The 22,087-nt window shown below is 33.8% G+C and carries 24 protein-coding genes; 5 read left to right on the forward strand and 19 right to left on the reverse strand.

Annotation, left to right across the window (positions count from 1 at the left end; genetic code table 11):
* Window positions 1-18: 18 nt before the first annotated feature.
* From rplI to ACFCYN_RS02115, 9 genes are all read right to left on the reverse strand, one after another.
* A complete protein-coding gene (gene rplI / locus ACFCYN_RS02075) occupies window positions 19-462 on the reverse strand; it encodes a 50S ribosomal protein L9 (protein WP_098119075.1) in 444 nt (147 codons plus the stop codon).
* Complete coding sequence (locus ACFCYN_RS02080; RefSeq protein WP_375947193.1) at window positions 459-2,435, reverse strand: DHH family phosphoesterase; 1,977 nt, start codon at window positions 2,433-2,435, stop codon at window positions 459-461. Before ACFCYN_RS02080 ends, rplI begins: the two co-directional genes overlap by 4 nt.
* Window positions 2,436-2,520: 85 nt before the next feature.
* On the reverse strand, window positions 2,521-3,450 hold the full coding sequence (locus tag ACFCYN_RS02085) for a YybS family protein (RefSeq protein WP_375947195.1): 930 nt from the start codon (window positions 3,448-3,450) through the stop codon (window positions 2,521-2,523).
* Between the two features lie 131 nt (window positions 3,451-3,581).
* Window positions 3,582-3,815, reverse strand: a complete 234-nt coding sequence (gene rpsR, locus ACFCYN_RS02090; RefSeq protein ID WP_056467298.1) for a 30S ribosomal protein S18 — start codon at window positions 3,813-3,815, stop codon at window positions 3,582-3,584.
* An 81-nt stretch (window positions 3,816-3,896) separates the two neighbouring features.
* Window positions 3,897-4,382 (reverse strand): single-stranded DNA-binding protein, encoded by a 486-nt coding sequence (gene ssb / locus ACFCYN_RS02095; protein WP_172446558.1) that lies wholly within the window; start codon window positions 4,380-4,382, stop codon window positions 3,897-3,899.
* A 33-nt stretch (window positions 4,383-4,415) separates the two neighbouring features.
* Complete coding sequence (gene rpsF, locus ACFCYN_RS02100; RefSeq protein ID WP_088012667.1) at window positions 4,416-4,706, reverse strand: 30S ribosomal protein S6; 291 nt, start codon at window positions 4,704-4,706, stop codon at window positions 4,416-4,418.
* 129 nt (window positions 4,707-4,835) lie between these two features.
* Window positions 4,836-5,936, reverse strand: coding sequence for a redox-regulated ATPase YchF (gene ychF, locus ACFCYN_RS02105; protein WP_375947197.1), 1,101 nt, complete (start codon window positions 5,934-5,936; stop codon window positions 4,836-4,838).
* A gap of 159 nt (window positions 5,937-6,095) precedes the next feature.
* The gene (locus ACFCYN_RS02110) at window positions 6,096-6,293 is read right to left on the reverse strand and encodes a DUF951 domain-containing protein (RefSeq protein WP_098119080.1); all 198 of its coding nucleotides are present in this window, start codon (window positions 6,291-6,293) and stop codon (window positions 6,096-6,098) included.
* A 37-nt stretch (window positions 6,294-6,330) separates the two neighbouring features.
* Window positions 6,331-7,227 (reverse strand): mechanosensitive ion channel family protein, encoded by an 897-nt coding sequence (locus ACFCYN_RS02115; protein WP_172446560.1) that lies wholly within the window; start codon window positions 7,225-7,227, stop codon window positions 6,331-6,333.
* 192 nt (window positions 7,228-7,419) lie between these two features.
* On the opposite strand from ACFCYN_RS02115, the gene yyaC reads away from it, so the two are divergent.
* A complete protein-coding gene (gene yyaC / locus ACFCYN_RS02120) occupies window positions 7,420-8,007 on the forward strand; it encodes a spore protease YyaC (protein WP_172446561.1) in 588 nt (195 codons plus the stop codon).
* 99 nt (window positions 8,008-8,106) lie between these two features.
* Here the strand turns inward: yyaC and ACFCYN_RS02125 are convergent, their stop codons facing one another.
* The 10 genes from ACFCYN_RS02125 to rpmH all read right to left on the reverse strand — a co-directional run bounded on the left by ACFCYN_RS02125 (window position 8,107) and on the right by rpmH (window position 17,076).
* Window positions 8,107-8,943: a ParB/RepB/Spo0J family partition protein gene (locus ACFCYN_RS02125; protein WP_098119083.1), complete on the reverse strand. Its 837-nt coding sequence runs from the start codon at window positions 8,941-8,943 to the stop codon at window positions 8,107-8,109.
* On the reverse strand, window positions 8,936-9,697 hold the full coding sequence (locus ACFCYN_RS02130) for a ParA family protein (protein ID WP_025568951.1): 762 nt from the start codon (window positions 9,695-9,697) through the stop codon (window positions 8,936-8,938). The genes ACFCYN_RS02125 and ACFCYN_RS02130 overlap by 8 nt, the downstream gene beginning before the upstream one ends.
* 127 nt (window positions 9,698-9,824) lie before the next feature.
* Window positions 9,825-10,682 carry a nucleoid occlusion protein gene (gene noc / locus ACFCYN_RS02135; protein ID WP_172446562.1) on the reverse strand — a complete coding sequence of 286 codons (858 nt, stop codon included), beginning with the start codon at window positions 10,680-10,682 and terminating at the stop codon, window positions 9,825-9,827.
* 85 nt (window positions 10,683-10,767) lie between these two features.
* Window positions 10,768-11,487: a 16S rRNA (guanine(527)-N(7))-methyltransferase RsmG gene (rsmG, locus tag ACFCYN_RS02140; protein ID WP_172446563.1), complete on the reverse strand. Its 720-nt coding sequence runs from the start codon at window positions 11,485-11,487 to the stop codon at window positions 10,768-10,770.
* A 21-nt stretch (window positions 11,488-11,508) separates the two neighbouring features.
* The gene (gene mnmG, locus ACFCYN_RS02145; RefSeq protein ID WP_375947201.1) at window positions 11,509-13,395 is read right to left on the reverse strand and encodes a tRNA uridine-5-carboxymethylaminomethyl(34) synthesis enzyme MnmG; all 1,887 of its coding nucleotides are present in this window, start codon (window positions 13,393-13,395) and stop codon (window positions 11,509-11,511) included.
* A 21-nt stretch (window positions 13,396-13,416) separates the two neighbouring features.
* Window positions 13,417-14,793 (reverse strand): tRNA uridine-5-carboxymethylaminomethyl(34) synthesis GTPase MnmE, encoded by a 1,377-nt coding sequence (mnmE, locus tag ACFCYN_RS02150; RefSeq protein ID WP_172446565.1) that lies wholly within the window; start codon window positions 14,791-14,793, stop codon window positions 13,417-13,419.
* A 169-nt stretch (window positions 14,794-14,962) separates the two neighbouring features.
* A complete protein-coding gene (gene jag / locus ACFCYN_RS02155) occupies window positions 14,963-15,598 on the reverse strand; it encodes an RNA-binding cell elongation regulator Jag/EloR (protein ID WP_172446566.1) in 636 nt (211 codons plus the stop codon).
* Window positions 15,595-16,359 (reverse strand): YidC family membrane integrase SpoIIIJ, encoded by a 765-nt coding sequence (gene spoIIIJ, locus ACFCYN_RS02160; protein ID WP_172447751.1) that lies wholly within the window; start codon window positions 16,357-16,359, stop codon window positions 15,595-15,597. The genes jag and spoIIIJ overlap by 4 nt, the downstream gene beginning before the upstream one ends.
* Window positions 16,360-16,419: 60 nt before the next feature.
* Window positions 16,420-16,800 carry a ribonuclease P protein component gene (gene rnpA, locus ACFCYN_RS02165; protein WP_098119089.1) on the reverse strand — a complete coding sequence of 127 codons (381 nt, stop codon included), beginning with the start codon at window positions 16,798-16,800 and terminating at the stop codon, window positions 16,420-16,422.
* A gap of 141 nt (window positions 16,801-16,941) precedes the next feature.
* On the reverse strand, window positions 16,942-17,076 hold the full coding sequence (rpmH, locus tag ACFCYN_RS02170) for a 50S ribosomal protein L34 (RefSeq protein ID WP_098119090.1): 135 nt from the start codon (window positions 17,074-17,076) through the stop codon (window positions 16,942-16,944).
* Between the two features lie 739 nt (window positions 17,077-17,815).
* Between rpmH and dnaA the strand changes: the two genes are divergently transcribed.
* From dnaA to recF, 4 genes are all read left to right on the forward strand, one after another.
* Entirely contained in the window at window positions 17,816-19,162 is a 1,347-nt protein-coding gene (gene dnaA / locus ACFCYN_RS02175) for a chromosomal replication initiator protein DnaA (protein WP_098119091.1), read from the forward strand.
* Window positions 19,163-19,318: 156 nt separating this feature from the next.
* The gene (gene dnaN / locus ACFCYN_RS02180; protein ID WP_375947205.1) at window positions 19,319-20,464 is read left to right on the forward strand and encodes a DNA polymerase III subunit beta; all 1,146 of its coding nucleotides are present in this window, start codon (window positions 19,319-19,321) and stop codon (window positions 20,462-20,464) included.
* Between the two features lie 201 nt (window positions 20,465-20,665).
* Window positions 20,666-20,884, forward strand: coding sequence for a S4 domain-containing protein YaaA (gene yaaA, locus ACFCYN_RS02185; RefSeq protein ID WP_172446569.1), 219 nt, complete (start codon window positions 20,666-20,668; stop codon window positions 20,882-20,884).
* A gap of 17 nt (window positions 20,885-20,901) precedes the next feature.
* Window positions 20,902-22,023 (forward strand): DNA replication/repair protein RecF, encoded by a 1,122-nt coding sequence (gene recF, locus ACFCYN_RS02190; protein ID WP_172446570.1) that lies wholly within the window; start codon window positions 20,902-20,904, stop codon window positions 22,021-22,023.
* Window positions 22,024-22,087: the final 64 nt, after the last annotated feature.

The following is a 22,087-nucleotide window of genomic DNA, read 5'->3' on the forward strand; positions in this document are numbered from 1 at the left end:
TCCAGATGCTTGTTTTTCTTATTGTTCTTTTACGTGTACTTTTAAAGTTGCACTAACTTCAGGATGCAATTTTACTTTAATGTTTGTAACGCCAAGTCCTCTAATTGCATCATTCATTTCAAACTTACGCTTATCTAATTTAATACCATGTACTTTTTGAAGCTCATCTGCAATTTGTTTACTTGTGATCGAGCCAAAAAGACGACCACCTTCACCAGATTTAGCTTTTAACTCAACAGTTAATGCTTCAATGTTCTCTTTTAGTTTTTTACAATTTTCTAATTCAATTTGTGCATCTTTTACTTCTTTATTTTTTTTCGCTTCAAGCGTTTTTACGTTACCTGCAGTAGCCTCAACTGCGTCTCCATTTTTAATTAAGAAGCTCGCATAGCCGTCTGCAATATTTTTAGTTTCCCCTTTTTTACCTTTTCCTTTTACATCTTTTAAGAAAATTACTTTCATTTGTTCGTTCTCCCTTCAATGTATTGATCAATTATTTCCAATAAGCTCTGTTCTACTTCTTTAATTGAAGAAGATTCAATTTGTGCGGCCGCATTGGTTAAATGACCGCCTCCGCCTAGCTCTTCCATTATCAATTGTACATTTATATTACCTAATGAACGACTGCTAATGCTAACAATATTATCCGATCTTTTTGCAATTACAAACGACGCAATGACATCAGTCATCGTTAATAAGGTGTCTGCAGCTTTTGCAATTAATACTTGTTCGTAATTCACATTATCTTTTCCATAACTAATTGCAAAGCCGTTTTTGTACATATAGGCCTCTTCAATTAATTCTGCTTTGCGTATATATTCATTCATATCTTGTTTTAGTAAATTTTGTACTAGAATTGTATCTGCTCCATTAGTTCGCAAGTATGACGCTGCATCAAATGTTCTAGCCCCTGTTCGGAAAGTGAAACTTTTTGTATCAACAATAATACCTGCGAGTAAAGCTGTTGCCTCAAGCATATTCAATTTAATTTTCTTAGGCTGATACTCTAATAACTCAGTAACTAATTCTGCAGTAGAGGAAGCATATGGCTCCATATAGACTAAAATTGCGTCTTTAATGAAATCCTCGCCTCTTCGGTGATGGTCTATAACAACTATTTTATCTGTTTTATCTAAAAGTGATTCTTCTTCAACCATTGTTGGTCTATGAGTATCCACTACGATTATTAATGTATCTTCGGAAATAAGTTCTTTTGCTTTTTCAGATGAAATAAAACAAGACATAAATTGTTCGTTTTTGCCCATTTCCCTCATCAAACGATTAACACTTCGATCTACTTCCTCTTTATTAATTATGACATAGCCATCCACTTCATTATGCATGACCATTTTCAAGATACCGACCGCTGAACCAAGTGCATCCATATCCGGTAACTTATGACCCATTATCATAACATTAGCGCTACTTTTCATTAAATCTCTTAAAGCATGAGAGATCACTCTTGCTCTAACCCTTGTTCTTTTCTCGACTGGGTTTGTTTTCCCACCGAAAAATTTTACTTTTCCATTAATATTTTTAACAGTTACTTGGTCTCCCCCACGCCCTAGTGCCAAATCCAGACCAGATTGTGCAAGTTGGCCAAGCTCCGTTAAGTTTAAACTTCCAACACCGACGCCAACACTTAGCGTAAGGGGTAAATTTCGTTTAGTTGTTTCTTCTCTTACTTGATCTAAAATGGAAAATTTATTATTCTCTAATACGCCAAGAATACCTTCATTTAAGACTGCACTATAACGATCTGATGACACTCTCTTTAAGAAAATCCCATGGATGTTAGCCCAACTATTTAACATAGTTGTTACTGCACCATTTACACTTGAACGCTCTTGGTCATCTAATCCCTGTGTCATCTCATCGTAATTATCTAGTAAAATAATTCCGATTACTGTTCTTTGATCCTCATATAATTTTTCCAACTGAGCCTGTTCAGTTACATCAAATAAATAAATATAACGCGCTTCTCTTTTAATTACTACACGGTACGTTCTTTTATTTATTATTAATACATCTTCTTTTTTCTCTTTTTTTGAAATTAAAGCCATTAAACCTTCAGATAGATCATATATGTGTTTACCAATCAGTGAACGATCGTCTAAAATATTTAAAATATACTGGTTACCCCATTCAATATGGTACTCTCTATCGTAAAGTAATACTCCAATTGGCATTTCTGTAATTGCTTCGTTACTTAAATTCCTTACTCTCGACATAATTGATTCTATATACATATCTAAAACATAGCGATATTTTATCTCTAATTTAACAACTAGAAATATTACGCATAAAAAAATAATGATAAAAATGATCCCTATGTTAGGTTTTATATAGACTACAGTTCCGATGAGAAATATTGAAAGAGCAGTTAAAAGATAGACGGGTATAAGAAACATCTGTTTCTTATGAAAATCTTGCATAAGTTCAACCCCTAAATCAAATAAAATCTAACTTCCATATTAAAGATTATTCGCACATAATCAGTTAAATAGCACATGTGAAATATTAATTTCTTCTTCTTCTATTAAATATTCCAATTGAAACGATTCCAATTAGTAAAACTATACTAGTTAATGCTTGGACAAAAAGACTCACAATCAAAATAGTCGTTGGGATCGCTTTAGAAAACTGTTTTAAATAACTAAAATAATATATTGATGCGTACCCTTGAATGACAAGTAAAATCTGCAGAACAAAAATCATGTTAGTGACTGCGGTATTGAGGAAACTACCTGGCGTTAACTGAAAAAACGAAACAAACATTACGATTAAAAAGATCCACATAAATCCTACAGGGAGCCTAAACTCTCTAAAAGGTTTGAATTTTGGAATTTTATAACCAAGTCTTCTTATTAATGGAAAGGTTACTAACTGAGTTAAGAAGGCAAGTATAAAGCTAGTCATTAATAGTAACGAAGGGAGCAATGTAGGGATTAACTTAATAGTATGAATAAGATTATTTAAAGCATCATCATTAGTTTTTGTACCAAGGCTGGCACTAAGCTCCTTACTTTTTTCAATTGCTTCCGTTAGCAGATCAATATTCTGTTTAACTATGTCAATATGAAAAACTGCTTTAGATAGTATGTACAGAAGTACGGTATGTATTAAATATAAAAAGGTACTAGTAAGTAAAATCTCGCCTTTACTTCTCTCATTCTTTATTAAATATCCAATTGCAATTCCAACTGTCGAATACATTAAAGTAACAGGGAGTAAAGAGAAAGAAGTGATAACAAGTGTCAATCCAAGTGCCACACAACATATTAGAAGTGACTCTTTGATTGTATATTTAATACTAAGAATAATAAATGGCAGTGGCATAAGGAAAGCCATTATTAACGAGAGAAATGGTACGAACCTAAATATTAGTAACAGTACTGAATAGATTGCTAAGAGTACTGCACCTTCAGTAATAAAGCGGGTTGATTTCAAAATTTAGCTCCTTTCAACTACTTCTACTTATTTACGATAAGCATACTATTTCTTATTTTACCATAAAATTTATTTTTTCATAAATACAAAAAAAGTACAGCACGAGAATGCTGTACTTTTTATTATGCAGCTTATTCAGCTACGTATGGTAATAATGCCATTTGACGAGAGCGTTTGATCGCGATCGTTAATTTGCGTTGGTATTTCGCAGAAGTACCAGTTACACGACGAGGTAAAATTTTACCACGCTCAGAAACGAAACGTTTTAATAACTCAGTATCTTTGAAGTCGATTGTAGTGATGCCATTTGAAGTAAAGTAACAAACTTTACGACGTTTAGCGCGTCCACCTTTACGTCCACCCATTGCCATTGTTATTTCCCTCCTCTACTTAAAAATTTGTTTTTTAGTAATGCTTTTCGTTCGGCATTACCTTGTTTTTATTATTTAGAAAGGAAGATCGTCATCAGTAATATCAATCGTTTTGCTTGTCCCACCAAATGGATCATCATTAAAGCTAGGCTTTTGAGATGGTGCTTCGAAAGGATTTCCAGCGTTAAAACCTTGATTTTGTTGGTTCGCACCGAACGAACCACCTTGGTTACCTGACGCATTTCTTGGTTCTAAGAATTGAACAGAGTCAGCTACAACTTCAGTTACATATACTCTCTTACCATCTTGACCATCGAAACTTCTAGTTTGAATACGACCTTCAACACCAGCTAAACTTCCTTTTTTCAAGAAGTTTGCTACGTTTTCAGCAGGTTTTCTCCAGATCACACAGTTAATAAAATCTGCGTCTCTTTCGCCTTGCTGATTTGAGTAGGTACGATTCACCGCTAGAGTAAATGTTGCCACGGCAACCCCACTTGGCGTATAACGTAAATCTGGATCCTTTGTTAGGCGACCTACAAGTACAACACGATTAATCATCTGATTCCTACCTCCCTAAAGCTTTTAAAAATATTATTTTTCTTCTTCACGAATAACGATGTGGCGGATGATATCTTCGCTGATTTTCGCTAAACGATCGAATTCTTGTACAGCTTCTGGTTTAGCAGAAACGTTTACAAGCATGTAGTGTCCATCACGGAAATCGTTAATTTCATAAGCTAAACGACGTTTACCCCACTCTTTAACGTTTGTGATTTCTGCACCTTGTTCAGTTAAAACGCTGTTGAAACGCTCAACTAATGCTTTTTGTGCCTCGTCTTCCATGTTTGGACGAACGATGTACATGATTTCGTATTTATTCATCACAATGTCACCTCCTTTTGGTCTAACGGCCCAATTAAGGGCAAGGAGCAATTTTATTAATCACTCACGAGTTAAAATTATAGCATAGTTTTTTTTAGATAGCAAATCAATAATTGAGTTGCTTATTTATTAAACATTGAAACGGAAGTGCATTACATCTCCGTCTTGAACAATATACTCTTTACCTTCTAAACGTACTTTACCAGCTTCTTTTGCTGAAGTCATGTTACCGTAATTCGCTAAATCTTCATATGAAACTGTTTCTGCACGGATAAACCCACGTTCAAAGTCAGTATGGATTACGCCAGCGCATTGTGGAGCTTTCATGCCTTTTTTAAATGTCCAAGCTCTTACTTCTTGTACACCTGCTGTAAAATAAGTAGCTAGTCCTAATAAAGAATAAGCTGCACGAATTAATTGATCTAAACCTGATTCTTCAATCCCTAGCTCTTGAAGGAATGTGCGCTTTTCTTCGTCATCTAGCTCAGCAATTTCTTCTTCAATTTTCGCACTAATTACAATTACTTGTGAACCTTCTTCTGCTGCAAATGCTTTTACTTTTTCAACATATTCGTTATCTGAAGAATCTGCAAGATCATCTTCGCCAACATTTGTAATGTAAAGCATTGGTTTTGTCGTTAATAAGTGTAATCCTTTTACTACTTTCATTTGTTCTTCTGTAAACTCTACTGAACGAGCTGGCTTATCACTTTCAAATGCATCTCTTAATTTCACTAAAATTTCATGCTCATAAGATGCATCTTTGTCTTTTTGCTTTGCTAATTTTGCTACACGATCAATACGTTTTTCAACTGATTCTAAGTCTGCAAGAATTAACTCTAAGTTAATTGTCTCAATATCTGCAATTGGATCAACTTTTCCAGATACGTGAGTAATATTATCGTCTGCAAAACAACGAACTACTTGGCAAATTGCATCTACTTCACGAATATGAGATAAAAACTTATTCCCTAAACCTTCACCTTTACTTGCACCTTTTACGATTCCTGCGATATCAGTAAATTCAAAAGTTGTTGGAACAGTTTTTTTTGGTTGAACTAATTCTGTTAATTTTTCTAAACGATAATCTGGTACTTCTACTACACCTACATTTGGGTCAATTGTACAAAAAGGATAGTTTGCTGATTCAGCACCAGCTTGTGTAATTGCATTAAATAATGTCGACTTTCCTACGTTTGGTAAACCTACGATACCTGCTGTTAATGGCATATTTTCCACTCCTATACGAACTTAGTTAATCTTTCACAATTATATTGATTTCGAAAAAAAATAACAAGGAAATATTATTTCTAAACATACGAAAGGTATCTAATATGAGCATTCCTTAAAATTGCTCTACTAGATACCCCTTTGATTTTAAAAATCGGCCTACTCTTCAGCTCGAACTAAAACCTTTTTTAATTTTCGTGAGAACTCTCTGCGTGGTATTAACACGCTATGCTCGCACCCCTCACACTTTAAACGAATATCCATACCCATTCGAATAATTTTCCATCTGTTCTCACCACATGGGTGAGGTTTTTTCATTTCAACTATATCGTTTAGATTAAAAGATTTTTCTTCCACGCTAAAATTTCACATCCTTAAAATAGTAGCATACAAACTATACATTCGCATTTTCATTTTTAGCTTCTGGTTGTTTATATAATACCATTTTTGGATACGGCATATCTATGTTATTTCTTGCAAGTACTTCCTTAATTTCTTTTCGAATTGCTCTAGAAATTTTAAACTGTGTCATGGCTTTAACTTCCGAAGCGATTCGTAATGTTACTTCTGTTGGCCCTAAATTTTGTATTCCAAGAAACTCTGGAGCCTTTACCATATCTTCATATCGATCTGGCATTGTTTCTAAATGTTCTTCAATTACACTTTGCGCGTGTTCAATATCGCCTTCATATGAAATGCTAATATCTACTAAGGCAACTGCATTATGTAATGAAAAATTGGTTACTTCTGTAATCATTCCATTTTGAATAATATGAAGTTCACCAGTTGAGCTTCTAATTTTTGTTGTCTTTAATCCAATTGATTGCACCGTTCCTTCAAAGGTTTGAATCCTTATATAGTCACCAACTGAAAACTGATCTTCAAACAAAATAAAAAATCCAGAAATGATATCTTTTACTAAGCTTTGTGCACCAAAACCGATTGCTACACCACCAATTCCGGCCCCAACTAAAAGCCCTTTAATTTCAACTCCAAATATCGGAAGAATGGTCAAGGCAGCAATAAAAAATACTACATAGGCAATTATATTTTCCATCAGCTTAATAAGCGTTACAGATCTTCTTTCTGATACTTGTAATGGACCCCTTGCATTGACCTTTAATAGATTACGGATTAACTTTCTTCCGAGTTTCACAGCCAAAACCGAAGCAATGATAATTAAGGCTATTTTTATTGATGAACGAAAAATGGTGTCCCATTGATCTGGCGTTAACATGCTTTTTTTTATTGTCTTTTCGGCTGTCTCTATTGTATCCGCCGCGTTATTCATTTTATGCTTTCCCCCTATTTCATTTCAAATAACTTCAACGTAATACTAAACGAATTGTCATTTAAAAACTACAAATATAAACAAATGTAATAATAGTTTAATTTAATAACAAAGATTTGGTGACTAAAGTATAAATTGTTTAAATTTTGCATAAACTAATACTACTCTCTTAAATGAAAAGTAGGCGATATTATGCAATTTTCGGCAAATCCTTTGCGTAACCTATTTAAGGATGACTATTCAGTGTTTTTAGATGATGATAACGCTATTAATCGATTTGCAGATCGTTTATGTAAGTCGCTTCCAAGTTTACACAATAAAGAAATTGTTTTTGTTTGCATTGGAACTGACCGTTCTACTGGAGACTCTCTAGGTCCTCTTGTTGGAACTATGTTAGGAGAACTAAACTTAAGTAGGTTTCGTTATTATGGTACTCTTGATGAGCCAATTCATGCGTTAAATCTTTCAGAACAGCTCGAAAGAATTAAAGGGAAGTATAACAATCCGTTTATTGTTGCTGTAGACGCATGCTTAGGTCGCGTGAAAAGTATTGGCAGTGTACGTTTATCTAATGGACCATTAAAACCTGGCGCTGCTATGAAGAAAGAACTACCTCTGGTTGGTGAGATTAATTTAACTGGCGTAGTAAATGTTAGTGGGTTTATGGAATTCTATGTTTTACAAAACACTAGATTAAGTCTTGTTATGAAGATGGCTAAGTTTATTGCAAATTCAATAAAAGAAACTGAAACAAGACATACATGCCAATTAGAATTTTAGTGTAATAGAATAATAACTTTCAATTATAAAACAATAAACAGCAAGGGAATATTGAATGCATCGGATGAGCCAACACAGTTAATATTCCCTTAGAATGACTTATTTTATAATTGAAAGGATTCTTTCCAAATCTTCTTTATTAAAGAATTGAATTTCTATTTTCCCTTTATCTTTAACTGACTTTATTTTAACTGAGGTCCCAAACTTTTCTTGTAAAACATCTTCGTACTCACTAAAGAATACGTTCTTATTTGAAGTTTTCTTTGGTGTTTCACGTGAAACATTTTCATTTAAATCATTAACTAGTGCTTCAACCTCACGAACACTAAGATTTTTTTCGATTACCTTTAATGCAGTACTTTCGATTAATCCTTTTCGCTTAAGGCCTAGAAGTGCTCTTCCATGTCCCATAGAGAGAGTGCCTTCCTCAACCATCTTTTGAACAGAGTTGGGTAATGTTAAGATTCTTAAATAGTTGGCAATATGTGGTCGACTTTTGCCAAGTCTCTTTGCCAATTGCTCTTGAGTTAAATGTAATTGTTCAATTAAGGTTTGATATGCTTCAGCTTCTTCTAGAGGATTTAAATCATCTCGCTGTAAATTTTCTAATACAGCTAACTCCATCATTTGTTCTTCGGAAAGTTCCCTAACAATAACTGGTACTGTATTTAGACCCGCGTTTTTTGCTGCACGGTATCGTCTTTCTCCAGCAACAATTTGAAAACCTTTTATACTTTTTCTAGCTATGATTGGTTGAAGAATTCCGTGTTCAATTACAGATTGAGTTAACTCTAACATCGCTGCTTCGTCAAATACTTTGCGAGGCTGGTATGGGTTAGGTCTAAGTTCTTTAAGTTCAATTTCTTGAACTAACTCTTCTTGTTGATTGATATCTTGGAAAAATGCTCCAATACCTTTACCTAAACCTTTAGCCATTATCAATCACTTCCTTTGCTAGATCGAGATAAACTTCCGCACCTCTAGACTTTGGATCATATGTAATGATCGGTTTACCGTGACTTGGTGCTTCGCTTAAGCGTACATTTCTTGGAATAATTGATTTATAGACGCGATCTTGAAAATACTTTTTTACTTCTTCAATAACTTGAAGCCCTAAATTTGTACGAGCATCTAGCATTGTTAATAACACGCCTTCGATTGCTAAATTTTTATTTAAATGTTTTTGAACTAAACGGACTGTACTTAATAATTGACTTAATCCTTCAAGTGCGTAATATTCACACTGAACTGGAATAATAATTGAATCAGATGCGGTTAATGAATTTAAAGTTAATAAACCTAATGATGGAGGACAATCTATTAAAATATAATCATAGTTACCTTTTACTGTATCTAAAGCACGTTTTAATCGTACTTCTCTTGAAATAGTAGGTACTAACTCAATTTCCGCTCCAGCAAGTTGAATTGTTGCTGGAATAATATCGAAATTTGGAATAGCAGTGTTTAAAATGACATTTTTCGCCTCTACATCATCAACTAATACATTGTACACACACTGATTAACATCAGCTTTTTCAATTCCAATACCACTAGTTGCATTACCTTGAGGATCTATATCGACCAGTAATACTTTTTTTCCTAAATGAGCTAAGCAGGCACTTAAGTTAACAGATGTTGTAGTCTTGCCAACACCACCTTTTTGATTAGCTATAGAGATTACTTTAACCACTATGTAATCTACTCCTTCCACAACAAACAATTCTTATATTCTATTCTATCATGAATGGATTCATCATTGTGTTTAGATTTAAAAATGGATAAAAAAAATTCACCACTGAAAAGGGGTGAATTAAGTCTTATTTCTTTGGAATTTTAATTGTTATTTGATAATACTCATCATGTTCTTCTTCTAGACTATCAATATTCATACCGGTTTTAGTGACCATTTGTAAAGACTCTCGGATCGTATTCATAGCTATTCTAATATCTTTACTAATAGCCTTGAATTTCCGTTTAGCCTTTGGTTTTTTTTCTGTTGTTTCTGTAAGTAACATTACTACTCTATCTTCCGTTTGTTTTACATTTAATTGTTTTTCAATTATTTCTTGAAGAAGAGTTATTTGTAATTGTGGAAGCTTTAATGGAATAAGTGCTCGAGCATGACGTTCCGTAATTGACTTGTCCAATAAGGCCTGTTGTATTTCCCCGGGAAGTTTTAGCAATCTTAATTTATTTGCAACAGTCGATTGACCTTTGCCTAATCGTTGAGCTAATGCTTCTTGGGTTAAGTTATGTAAATCGATTAATTTTTGGTAAGCGACAGCTTCTTCGAAAGGAGATAATTCTTCACGTTGTAAATTTTCGATCAGAGCAACAGACGCAGTCTCTGTGTCATTAAACGTCTTTACAATTGCAGGAATCGTAGCCCAACCTAAAGATGAAACTGCCCTGAATCTTCTTTCCCCGGCAATTATTTCATAAAATTTTGGTCTAATTTCCCTAACGACAATTGGTTGAATAATTCCATGAGTTCGAATCGTTAGCGCTAATTCTTTAATTTTTTCATCATCAAAGAATGTTCTAGGCTGATACTGATTCGGTACAATTTCTGATACTGGAATTTGGCGTATCACTTCATTACTTGAAGCAGAATCCTGAACATCATCATTTTCCTTTTCTGACAAGCCAAATAACCTAGATAATGTGCTTTTCAATGTGATTCCCACCCTTTTAGAATTTCGTTCACAATAGAATAAACATAACAAATGTTTCACGTGAAACATTTGTTAGTTTATCATATTAAATTTCTAACGGTTCTTTACCTGGAGTACCCGGTTTACGTGGATACTTATTTGGTGTTTTACGTTTCTTTTCTACTATAACAATATTTCGATCACTATCTTCGCCTGGAAGAGTAAAGTGATTAATAGATTTAACTTCTCCGCCAAGAGTTTTAATTGCATACTTTGCTTTATCTAACTCTTCATGGCCCGCAGCACCTTTTAGTGCAACAAAGTAGCCATCTTGTTTAACAAGTGGTAAGCATAATTCAGTTAAAACCGACATTCTAGCAACCGCTCTGGCTGTTACAACATCGAAAGATTCTCTCATACCAGCTTTTTTAGCAAAAGTTTCGGCTCGATCATGAATAAACGTTACATTTTCTAATTGTAATTCCTTCGCTAAATGATTTAAAAATGTAATCCTTTTTTGAAGGGAGTCAACGATTGTTAGACGGATAGATGGAAAACATATTTTGATTGGAATAGAAGGGAAGCCCGCTCCTGCACCAATATCACATATAGTCATCTCATCATCAAAATTGAAATAAAATGAAGCGCTAATCGAATCATAAAAATGCTTTAAATACACTTCTTCTTCTTCTGTAATAGCAGTTAAGTTCATTTTATTGTTCCATTCAACTAATGTGTGGAAATATATATCAAATTGTTTTAATTGAAAATCTGATAAATGAATCCCTTTATCTTTAAGTGCAGCGATAAATTGTTCTTTATTCACTAGTAATTCCCCTATCTATTATTAGTTCGATATTCTTGCAATTTTTCCTTGTTCTAAATAAACAAGTAGAATTGAAATATCTGCAGGATTAACACCAGATATACGCGAAGCCTGACCAACTGATAATGGACGCACTTGCTCAAGCTTTTGTCTTGCCTCAGTAGCAAGGCCATGAATAGCTTGATAATCGATATTTTCAGGGACTCTCTTTAAATCCATTTTCTTCATACGTTCTACTTGATTAAGTGATTTTTCAATATAGCCTTCATATTTAATCTGTATTTCAACTTGCTCTTTTACATCTGAATGTAACTCTTTTTCAGATGGAGAAACAGTTTCTATATGTCCATAAAGCATTTCCGGTCGACGTAGAAGATCCGCCGCTTTAATTCCATCTTTCAGTTCACTACCACCATTTTGAGCAATTAATTCCTGTACTTCTTTGGTTGGTCTTAATTGAGTAGTTTTTAAACGTTCTATTTCTTCCTCAATTAACAATTTCTTTTGTTCAAACTCAGCATATCTTTCATCAGATATTAAACCAAGTTTTTTACCTATTTTTGTTAAACGTAAATCTGCATTATCATGACGTAGTAATAAGCGATATTCCGCTCTAGAAGTAAGAAGACGGTATGGTTCATTTGTCCCCTTCGTTACTAGGTCATCGATTAAAACACCAATGTATGCTTCAGAGCGATCTAAAATCAACTCTTCTTTATCTAACGAACGACATGCAGCATTAATACCTGCCATTAAACCTTGACCAGCTGCTTCTTCATAACCTGATGTACCGTTAATTTGACCTGCAGTATATAAGTTCTTAATTGGTTTAAGTTCTAATGTCGGCCATAATTGTGTAGGAACAATTGCATCATATTCAATTGCGTATCCAGTTCTCATCATTTGAACATTTTCTAGACCTGCAATCGAACGCAGCATTTTTTCTTGTACGTCTTCAGGTAAACTAGTTGATAAACCTTGAACATACACTTCTTGAGTATTTCTACCTTCTGGCTCTAAGAAAATTTGATGTCTCGGTTTATCATTAAATCGGACAACTTTATCTTCAATTGAAGGACAATAACGAGGTCCTGTTCCTTTAATCATACCAGAATACATCGGCGAACGGTGTAAGTTATCGTCGATGATCTGATGAGTATTTTCACTCGTATATGTCAACCAACAAGGAATTTGCTCTGTTTCAACTGGTTCTGTTTCGAACGAAAACGCGCGAGGTACTTCATCTCCTGGTTGTATCTCTGTTTTTGAGTAATCAATACTATGACTATTTACTCGTGGAGGCGTACCTGTTTTGAAACGAACAAGTTCAATTCCTAATTCCTCTAAATGCTCAGAAAGCTTAATCGCTGGTTGTTGATTATTAGGTCCGCTTGAGTATTTTAATTCTCCTACAATAATTTCTCCACGTAAGAATGTACCAGTTGTAATAACAACTGTCTTCGAACGATAGATAGCCCCAGTTTGTGTAATTACTCCAGTGCATTGTCCATCTTCCACAATTAGTCGTTCAACTAGGCCTTGTTTTAGTGTTAGATTTTCCGTATTTTCAATCGTTTTCTTTAATTCATGCTGATAGGCAAATTTATCTGCTTGTGCACGTAAAGCACGTACAGCAGGGCCTTTCCCTGTATTTAACATTCTCATTTGAATATGTGTTTTATCGATATTTCGACCCATTTCGCCACCGAGTGCATCAATTTCACGTACAACGATCCCTTTGGCAGGTCCACCTACCGATGGATTACATGGCATAAATGCTACCATATCGAGATTTATTGTTAGCATTAATGTTTTTGCGCCCATACGAGCAGACGCCAATCCAGCTTCGCATCCAGCATGACCAGCGCCAATAACGATTACATCATAATTGCCTGCTTCAAAACTCATTTTTTTCTCCTCCTAACCATTTTATTTTCCTAAACAGAACTGAGAAAATAACTGGTTGATTAAACTTTCTTGAACTGTATCTCCGACAATTTCACCTAACAACTCCCACGCTCTTGTTAAGTCAATTTGTACTAAATCAATTGGCATACCACTTTTCATTGCCTCAATCGCATCATTAATCGTCTGTTCCGATTGTTTTAATAGTGCAATATGTCTAGCGTTTGATAAATAAGTTAAATCTTGCGCTTCAATTTGGCCTTCAAAATATAAATCTGCAATTGCCTTTTCTAAATCATCAATTCCTTTTTCCTCTTTTAAAGAAGTTGTTACAATTGTAGCATTGCCAACTAATTCTTTTACTTCATTCATATCAAGCTTTTGTGATAAATCTGTTTTATTAATAATAATGATTACATCTTTATTGCTCATTTCAGCAAATAAATTGCGGTCCTCTTCACTTAAATGTTCGTTATTATTTAATACAAATAAAACAAGATCAGCCAAATTTAGTACCTTTTTCGACCTTTCGACACCAATCGCCTCTACAACATCTTTCGTTTCACGAATACCCGCTGTATCAATTAGTCGTAGTGGTACACCTTTAACATTTACATATTCTTCGATTACATCGCGTGTTGTACCAGGGATATCAGTTACAATTGCCTTACTTTCTTGCACAAGTGTATTTAAAAGAGAAGACTTTCCAACATTTGGTCTCCCTATAATGACAGTAGAAAGTCCTTCACGCAAAATTTTACCTTGTCTTGATGTTTCTAAAAGTTTCTGTATCTCAATTCGAACTGTTTTTGCTTTTTCAATTAAAACAGTATTTGTCATTTCCTCAACATCATCATATTCAGGGTAATCAATATTCACTTCAATATGAGCAAGAATCTCTAGCAAAGTTTGTCTTAAGCTATTCACTAGCTTAGATAAGCGACCTTCGACTTGGTTCATTGCAATAGCCATTGCTCGATCAGTTTTAGAGCGAATTAAGTCCATTACCGCTTCAGCCTGAGATAAGTCGATTCGGCCATTTAGAAATGCTCGTTTTGTAAATTCACCAGGCTCAGCTAATCTAGCCCCTTGCGAAAGTACTAACTCAAGTACCTTATTAACCGAAAAAATTCCACCATGACAATTTATTTCGACAACATCCTCACGTGTGAATGTCTTTGGCGCTCTTAATACCGAGACCATGACTTCCTCAAAAGTATTACCAGAACTAGGATCAACTAGATGGCCGTAATGAATTGTATGTGAGTCAACTATATTTAAATCTTTTTCTTTGAATAACTTATTTGCTATTTGAACAGCTTCGTCACCACTTAGACGAACGATGGCAATAGCACCTTCACCTTTTGGCGTCGATATTGCTGTAATTGTATCGAATTCCATAAAAAAATCACCTCGGAGCATGTTAAACGAAAGTCAACATGTTACTTCTAAATCTATAGCATAGCATAAAGAATTTTATAAATGAATGTTTTTATATTATAACCGTACGAAAGTACAAGTAAACTCATATGACTTGAAATGCAGGACATAAAAAAAAACCAATTAAGGATTATCCCCTAATTGGTTTCTTAATATCTATAACTAATTTACGATGTGGATCTTGGCCTACAGATTTTGTAGAGATATTTGGCATATCTGTCAGTATGTGATGTATTATTTTTCTTTCAAATGAAGGCATTGGCTCTAAAGAAACAGCTTTTCTTGTTTTTAAAACTGTTTGAGCAGTTTTCTTTGCAAGAATTTCAAGCGATTCCTTGCGCTTTAATCGATAGTTCTCTGCGTCAACTACAACATGAATTAACTGTTTTGAATGACGGTTTACAAATGTTTGAACTAAGAATTGAAGAGCATTTAAAGTATTACCCCTTTTTCCGATAATAAGAGCAACTTTTTCACCTTTTATTGTAAATAAGAAGGTTTGTTCTTTTTCTTGTGATTCATATAGAACATCTGCAGTCTCATCAAGACTTTTAACAATATTCGAAAGGTAGTCAAAAGCTTTTTCAACTAAAGTTTGCTTTCTTACAACTAATACTTTTGCAGGTTTAGCGCCAAATCCTAAAAAACCTTTTTTGCCGTCTTCGATCACTTTAATTTCTACTTCTTCTTCTGTTGAACTAAGTTGCTGAAGTGCTATTTGAACTGCTTGTTCGATTGTTTGACCAGTAGCAGTTACTTCTCTCACTTACTAGCCCCTCCTACATTTTTATTTTTTACGGTATTGCTACCTTTATTAACAAATAATGTTTGAAGAATCATAAATGTATTACCAACTACCCAATATAAAGCTAATGCAGATGGTAATCTAACAGCAAATATTAAAATCATGACTGGCATTACATAAAGCATAATTTTCATTTGTTGAGCTGCAGGTCCTTCCATAGAACCAGAACTCATTGAAACTTTTTGTTGAATGAAAGTTGTGATACCAGCAATAATCGGTAAAAGATAAATCGGATCCGGATGGCCTAATTGGAACCATAAGAAATCATGTGCTTTAATTGCCATTGTTCTCATAATTGCATGATAGAAGGCAATTAAGATTGGCATTTGAATGAAAATTGGTAAACAACCTGATAATGGATTCACACCATGTTGTTGATACAATTTCATTGTTTCTTCATTTAATTTTTGAACAGTTTTTTGATCCTTAGAAGAATACTTTTCTTTAAGTTTCTTCATTTCAGGCTGAATTGACTGCATTGCTTTAGTGCTTCTAATTTGTTTAATCATTAATGGTAATAAAGCTAAACGGATTAAAAGTGTTACAACGATAATCGCCATTCCATAGCTTCCACCAAAAATTTTAGACACAGCTGTGATTAACCATGATAGTGGATAAACTAAATACTCATTCCAAATCCCCGTACTTTCAGAAGTAATCGGTTGGTTTGTTTGTGAACATCCCGCTAACACGACTACTAAGAAAAGAACTGTAACTAGCATTTGGTACTTCTTAGTCTTCAAACTAGTTCCTCCTTTAAGATGTTACATTTAAATATGTAATTACTTAATTTGTTTTTTATCTAATTTATTTTTTGAATCACGTATTTTAAGCGCTTCCGCCCTTTTCAACACGTGAATTAAACTCTTTTTAAACTCATTAAAAGGTAGCTCAGTACAGGGCTTTCTTGCAATAACAACATAATCCATATTTAAATGAAGATCATTACTCAATTCAGTAAGAGCTTGTCTTATATATCGCTTTATATGATTTCTCACAACAGCATTACCGAGTTTCTTACTGACAGATAATCCTATACGAAAGGAAGTTTGGTCTTCTTTTTTTACAGTATAGATTACAAATTGTCGGTTTGCAGTTGATGATCCCCCTCGAAAAACGCGACTAAAATCTGCATTCTTTTTTATTCTGTTTTTCTTGTTCATGTTCCACCGACACCTCAAATGATTCCTTCAATTATCATAACAATTTTTTTATAAAAAATGAGGCCTTTTTTACTTACAAATTGTGACATAAAAGCAAAAAAGGCCTTCTTATTAGTGAAAAAGACCACTGTTGACAGTGGCCTACGCAGATAATACTTTTCTTCCTTTTTGACGACGAGCAGCTAGAACTTTACGTCCATTTGCAGTGCTCATACGGCTACGGAAACCATGTACTTTGCTACGTTTACGTTTGTTTGGTTGAAATGTTCTTTTCATTATATGACACCTCCCTGAGGAATTACTGTAATAGACAGTCCTATAAATTATAAAGAATAACTACTAAGAATGTCAATGTAAGATGTTAAAACATGATCATTAAATATTTCCATTTTATGAAGAATAGCTGATCCATTAAGATTTCTAAATAAAAAATGAAGTTACTCATTTAAATATAGTAATCATTTTACTCCTATCTTTTCCTTCCAACGAATTTATAAACAGCTAAGCACATACTAAAAATGATGGTGTCGAAAGATTTTTTTTATCGACTTTTAAATGAATAAGAAAATTGTTTAAAAACCGCTGCTCCTTCTTTTTAAGAAATTGTTAAAGGCTCTGTGGATAAGATTTTTCTGTACTTTTTTTACCCACAACAGTTATCGACAATTTTTACACAAGTTATTTTTCTGTGGACAATTTTTTTAAACAAGTGGATTAGCATGTGGATAACATTAACTACTCATTGAAATAGCTAACGATTTTTGATATTATTAATTTGTTTTCCACTTTGGACAAGTTGTTTTTTATTATTAATTGTCCACAGATGTTAATAACTTGTGGACAGGTTTTACACTTGTACCATTTTAAAGTTATCCACATAGGTGAATACTGTCAAATAAAGTGGATTTTTGCAGCTTTTTAAAAATAAGCATATTCAATGAGATGAATAAAAATAAATAGTCGAGAAAGACGCTTGTACAAAAGTTGAACAAGCTTTGTAAGGAGGGATTTTTGTTTGGAGAATATAGGGGATCTGTGGTCAAGGGTTCTGACTGAAATAGAAAAAAAGATAAGTAAACCTAGCTTTGAAACGTGGTTAAAATCGACAAAGGCATTTTCGTTAAAAAATGATACGCTAACAATTATTGCCCCAAATGAATTCGCCCGTGATTGGCTTGAGTCAAAGTATTCATCATTAATAATGGATACTGTTTTAGAAATAACTGGAGCGGAGCTAGAAATCAAATTTATCCTTCCTCAAAATCACGTAGAAGAAATAGAGATGAATATCCCAGCGGTTAAAGCTAAAGTTAAATTTGAGGAGCCAGTAGAGTTCAACCAAAGTATGTTAAACCCTAAATATACTTTTGATACTTTCGTAATTGGTTCAGGTAACCGTTTTGCTCATGCAGCTTCACTTGCTGTTGCAGAGGCACCTGCTAAGGCCTATAATCCATTGTTTATATATGGGGGCGTAGGATTAGGAAAGACCCACTTAATGCATGCAATTGGACACTATGTGCTAGAGCATAATCCGAATGCCAAGGTAGTTTATTTATCATCAGAAAAATTTACAAATGAGTTTATTAACTCAATTCGTGACAATAAAGCGATAGAGTTCAGAAATAAGTACCGAAATGTAGACGTTCTACTTATAGATGATATTCAGTTCTTAGCTGGAAAAGAACAAACACAAGAAGAATTTTTCCATACTTTTAATACTCTTCATGAAGAAAGTAAACAAATCATTATCTCAAGTGACCGACCACCTAAAGAAATCCCTACATTAGAAGATCGACTTCGTTCGCGATTTGAATGGGGCCTTATTACGGATATTACACCTCCAGATTTAGAAACTAGGATTGCGATTTTACGCAAAAAGGCTAAGGCTGAGGGGTTAGATATTCCAAATGAGGTTATGTTATATATAGCAAATCAAATTGATACGAATATTCGTGAGTTAGAAGGAGCACTTATACGTGTAGTCGCTTATTCATCGTTAATTAATAAAGATATTAATGCTAGTGTAGCCGCTGAAGCTCTTAAGAACTTAATTACAGCGACGAAGCCTAAAACATTATCAATACACGATATACAACGAACAGTTGGAGAATTTTATAATATTAAATTAGAGGATTTTAAAGCAAAAAAACGTACGAAATCCGTAGCATTCCCTCGACAAGTTGCAATGTATCTATCAAGAGAGCTTACAGACCATTCTTTACCTAAAATAGGAGAAGAATTTGGAGGACGAGATCATACAACTGTTATTCATGCACACGAAAAAATTTCAAAATTAGTTGATACTGACTCACAACTGCAATCTCAAATTAAAGAGATTAATGAAAAATTAAATCAGTAGAGTCGTTAACTTGTGTATAACTCACTAAACCTTTTACACAGTCTATCCACATGTTGATAGACTTATTTTTCTTTACTAAAATGCAGTTATCCACAAATTCACAGGCCCTACTACTATTACTATATTATTTTATAAAATATATAAGGAGTACAAATTATGAAATTTACTGTACAAAAAGATCATCTTGTTAAAGCTGTACAAGATGTTATGAGAGCTGTTTCATCTAGAACAACAATTCCAATCTTAACTGGTATTAAATTAGTAGTTACAAACGAAGGACTAACTTTCACAGGTAGTGATTCAGATATTTCAATAGAATCGTATTTACCAACTGTATTAGATGATCAACAATTAGTTGATGTAAAAAGACCCGGAAGTATTGTATTAAATGCTCGATATTTTAGTGATATTGTAAAAAAATTACCTGCTGATTTTGTCGAATTAGAATCCGATGGTAATTATGTTACGACTATTAGAGCCGGAAAGACGGAGTTTAGTCTAAATGGTTTTGATTCAGAAGAGTATCCATTACTTCCACAAATTGAAGAACATGAAACAATTTCTATTTCTGCAGATTTATTAAAGTTTATGATTCGCCAAACAGTATTTGCAGTATCAACTTCAGAAACTAGACCAATATTAACGGGTGTTAACTGGAAGATTGAGAATGATGAGTTAACATGTATTGCAACAGATAGCCACCGACTAGCTTTAAGACAAGCTAAAATTGATGGTGGTTTAATTTCAAGTAATTTTAAAGCTAGTGTCGTAATTCCTGGTAAAAGCCTGAACGAGTTTAGCAAAATACTTGATGATAGTAGTGAAAAAGTAGAAATTGTTTTAACTGAACACCAAGCTTTATTTAAAACAAAACATATACTATTCTTTACACGCTTACTTGAAGGGAATTATCCGGATACATCAAAATTAATTCCAAGTGAGAGCAAAACTGAGCTTACTGTTATGACAAAAGAATTTTTACAAGCAATTGATCGTGCTTCATTATTAGCTAGAGAAGGTAGAAATAACGTTGTCCACTTAGAAACAGTTGGTGGTTCAACAGTTAATGTGTCTTCCTATTCACCAGAAATCGGTAAAGTTGTAGATGAAATTGTTTGTGAGGATATTAAAGGTGAAGAGCTAAAGATATCTTTTAGTGCTAAATATGTAATGGATGCATTAAAAGCAATAGAAAGTCCTGAAATTTATATTCAATTTACTGGAGCAATGAGACCATTTTTAATTCGCACCGTAAATGATTCAAGAACATTGCAATTAATTTTACCAGTTCGCACATACTAGTTAGTAAATTCTAAAGAAAGGGGCTGTCCTAATAGAATGTACTAGCAATCTCCAAGGATATAGAGAAGAACTATGTTTGGGGAGTGCAAAGTACATTTGGGTCAGCCTTTTTTGTACTTAATAGACAAAATAAGGGTTAACTGTTTTTTTTCTTACAGAAGTTTAGTACAATTAAGGAATGGATATTTGAGGGTGATAAAAATGAAAAATGAAAAAGTTAAAATAAAAACGGATTATATTACGTTAGGTCAATTTTTAAAGCTTGCAGGAGTTATTGATACAGGTGGAATGGCTAAATGGTTTTTAGCGGAGCATGAAATCTTTGTAAACAATGAGCCTGAAAACCGCAGAGGAAAGAAATTAGTTTTAAACGATACTATTTCTATTACTGGAATAGGTACGTATATTATTACTTCATAAGTTTTGGGGGAATCCCATTGTATATTAAAGATTTAGAACTAAGACAATACCGTAATTACGAAAAGCTTCAGTTGAGCTTCCAAAATAATGTGAATGTCATTATTGGAGAGAATGCACAAGGTAAAACGAATTTAATGGAGTCTATTTATGTGCTAGCTTTAACAAAGTCCCATCGAACGAGCAATGACAAAGAAATGATACGATGGGACGAAGAGTATGGTACAATAAAAGGTACGTTACAAAAGAAAAACCAACAAGTAACACTACAGCTAATCCTCTCAAAGAAAGGTAAGAAAGCAAAGCTGAACCATCTAGAACAGATGAAGTTAAGTCAATATATAGGCGTGATGAATGTCGTTATGTTCGCACCAGAAGACCTACATTTAGTAAAAGGTAGTCCACAAGTGCGTCGAAAATTTCTAGATATGGAACTAGGACAAGTTTCGCCTGTTTACCTACATGAGCTAAGTCAGTATCAACGAATCCTCCAACAGCGAAATTCACTACTACGAACATTACAAACTAGTCGTGATCGGAACTATTTAATGCTTGAAGTCCTTACATCTCAACTAGTGAAACATGCAATAAAAATAATCGAAAAGCGAATTTCGTTCATCAAATTATTACAAGATTGGGCTTCGCCTATTCATAGTCAAATTTCTAGAGAGACCGAAAAACTAGAAATTATATATAAACCAAGCATTAATGTATCAGATTTAACAGATTTGACGAAAATGGAAGATGAGTATATTAAACAATTTGAAGCTGAAAAGGAACGAGAAGTATCAAGAGGTACTACATTGCTTGGTCCTCACAGAGATGACCTAGTTTTTATGGTCAATGATAAAAACGTTCAGACCTTTGGATCACAAGGACAACAGCGGACAACAGCACTTTCTTTAAAATTGGCCGAAATTGAACTTATTAAAGAGGAAGTTGGAGAATACCCTATCCTTTTATTAGATGATGTTCTTTCAGAATTAGATGATTATCGTCAAACGCATTTATTAAATGCAATTCAAAATAAAGTGCAGACGTTTGTCACGACGACAAGTGTCGACGGGATTCAACACGAAACGATAAAGCAGGCTAATATTATAAATGTTTCACATGGAACAATTATAAGCGGTTCTCAATAAGCAATTTATGAAATTTCTACTACGCCGCCTAACAAGCATAGCTGAAATTTATTAATTCTTTTAT

The sequence above is a fragment of the Gottfriedia sp. NPDC056225 genome, from assembly GCF_042267765.1.
In the GTDB taxonomy this organism is placed as follows: domain Bacteria; phylum Bacillota; class Bacilli; order Bacillales; family Bacillaceae_G; genus Gottfriedia.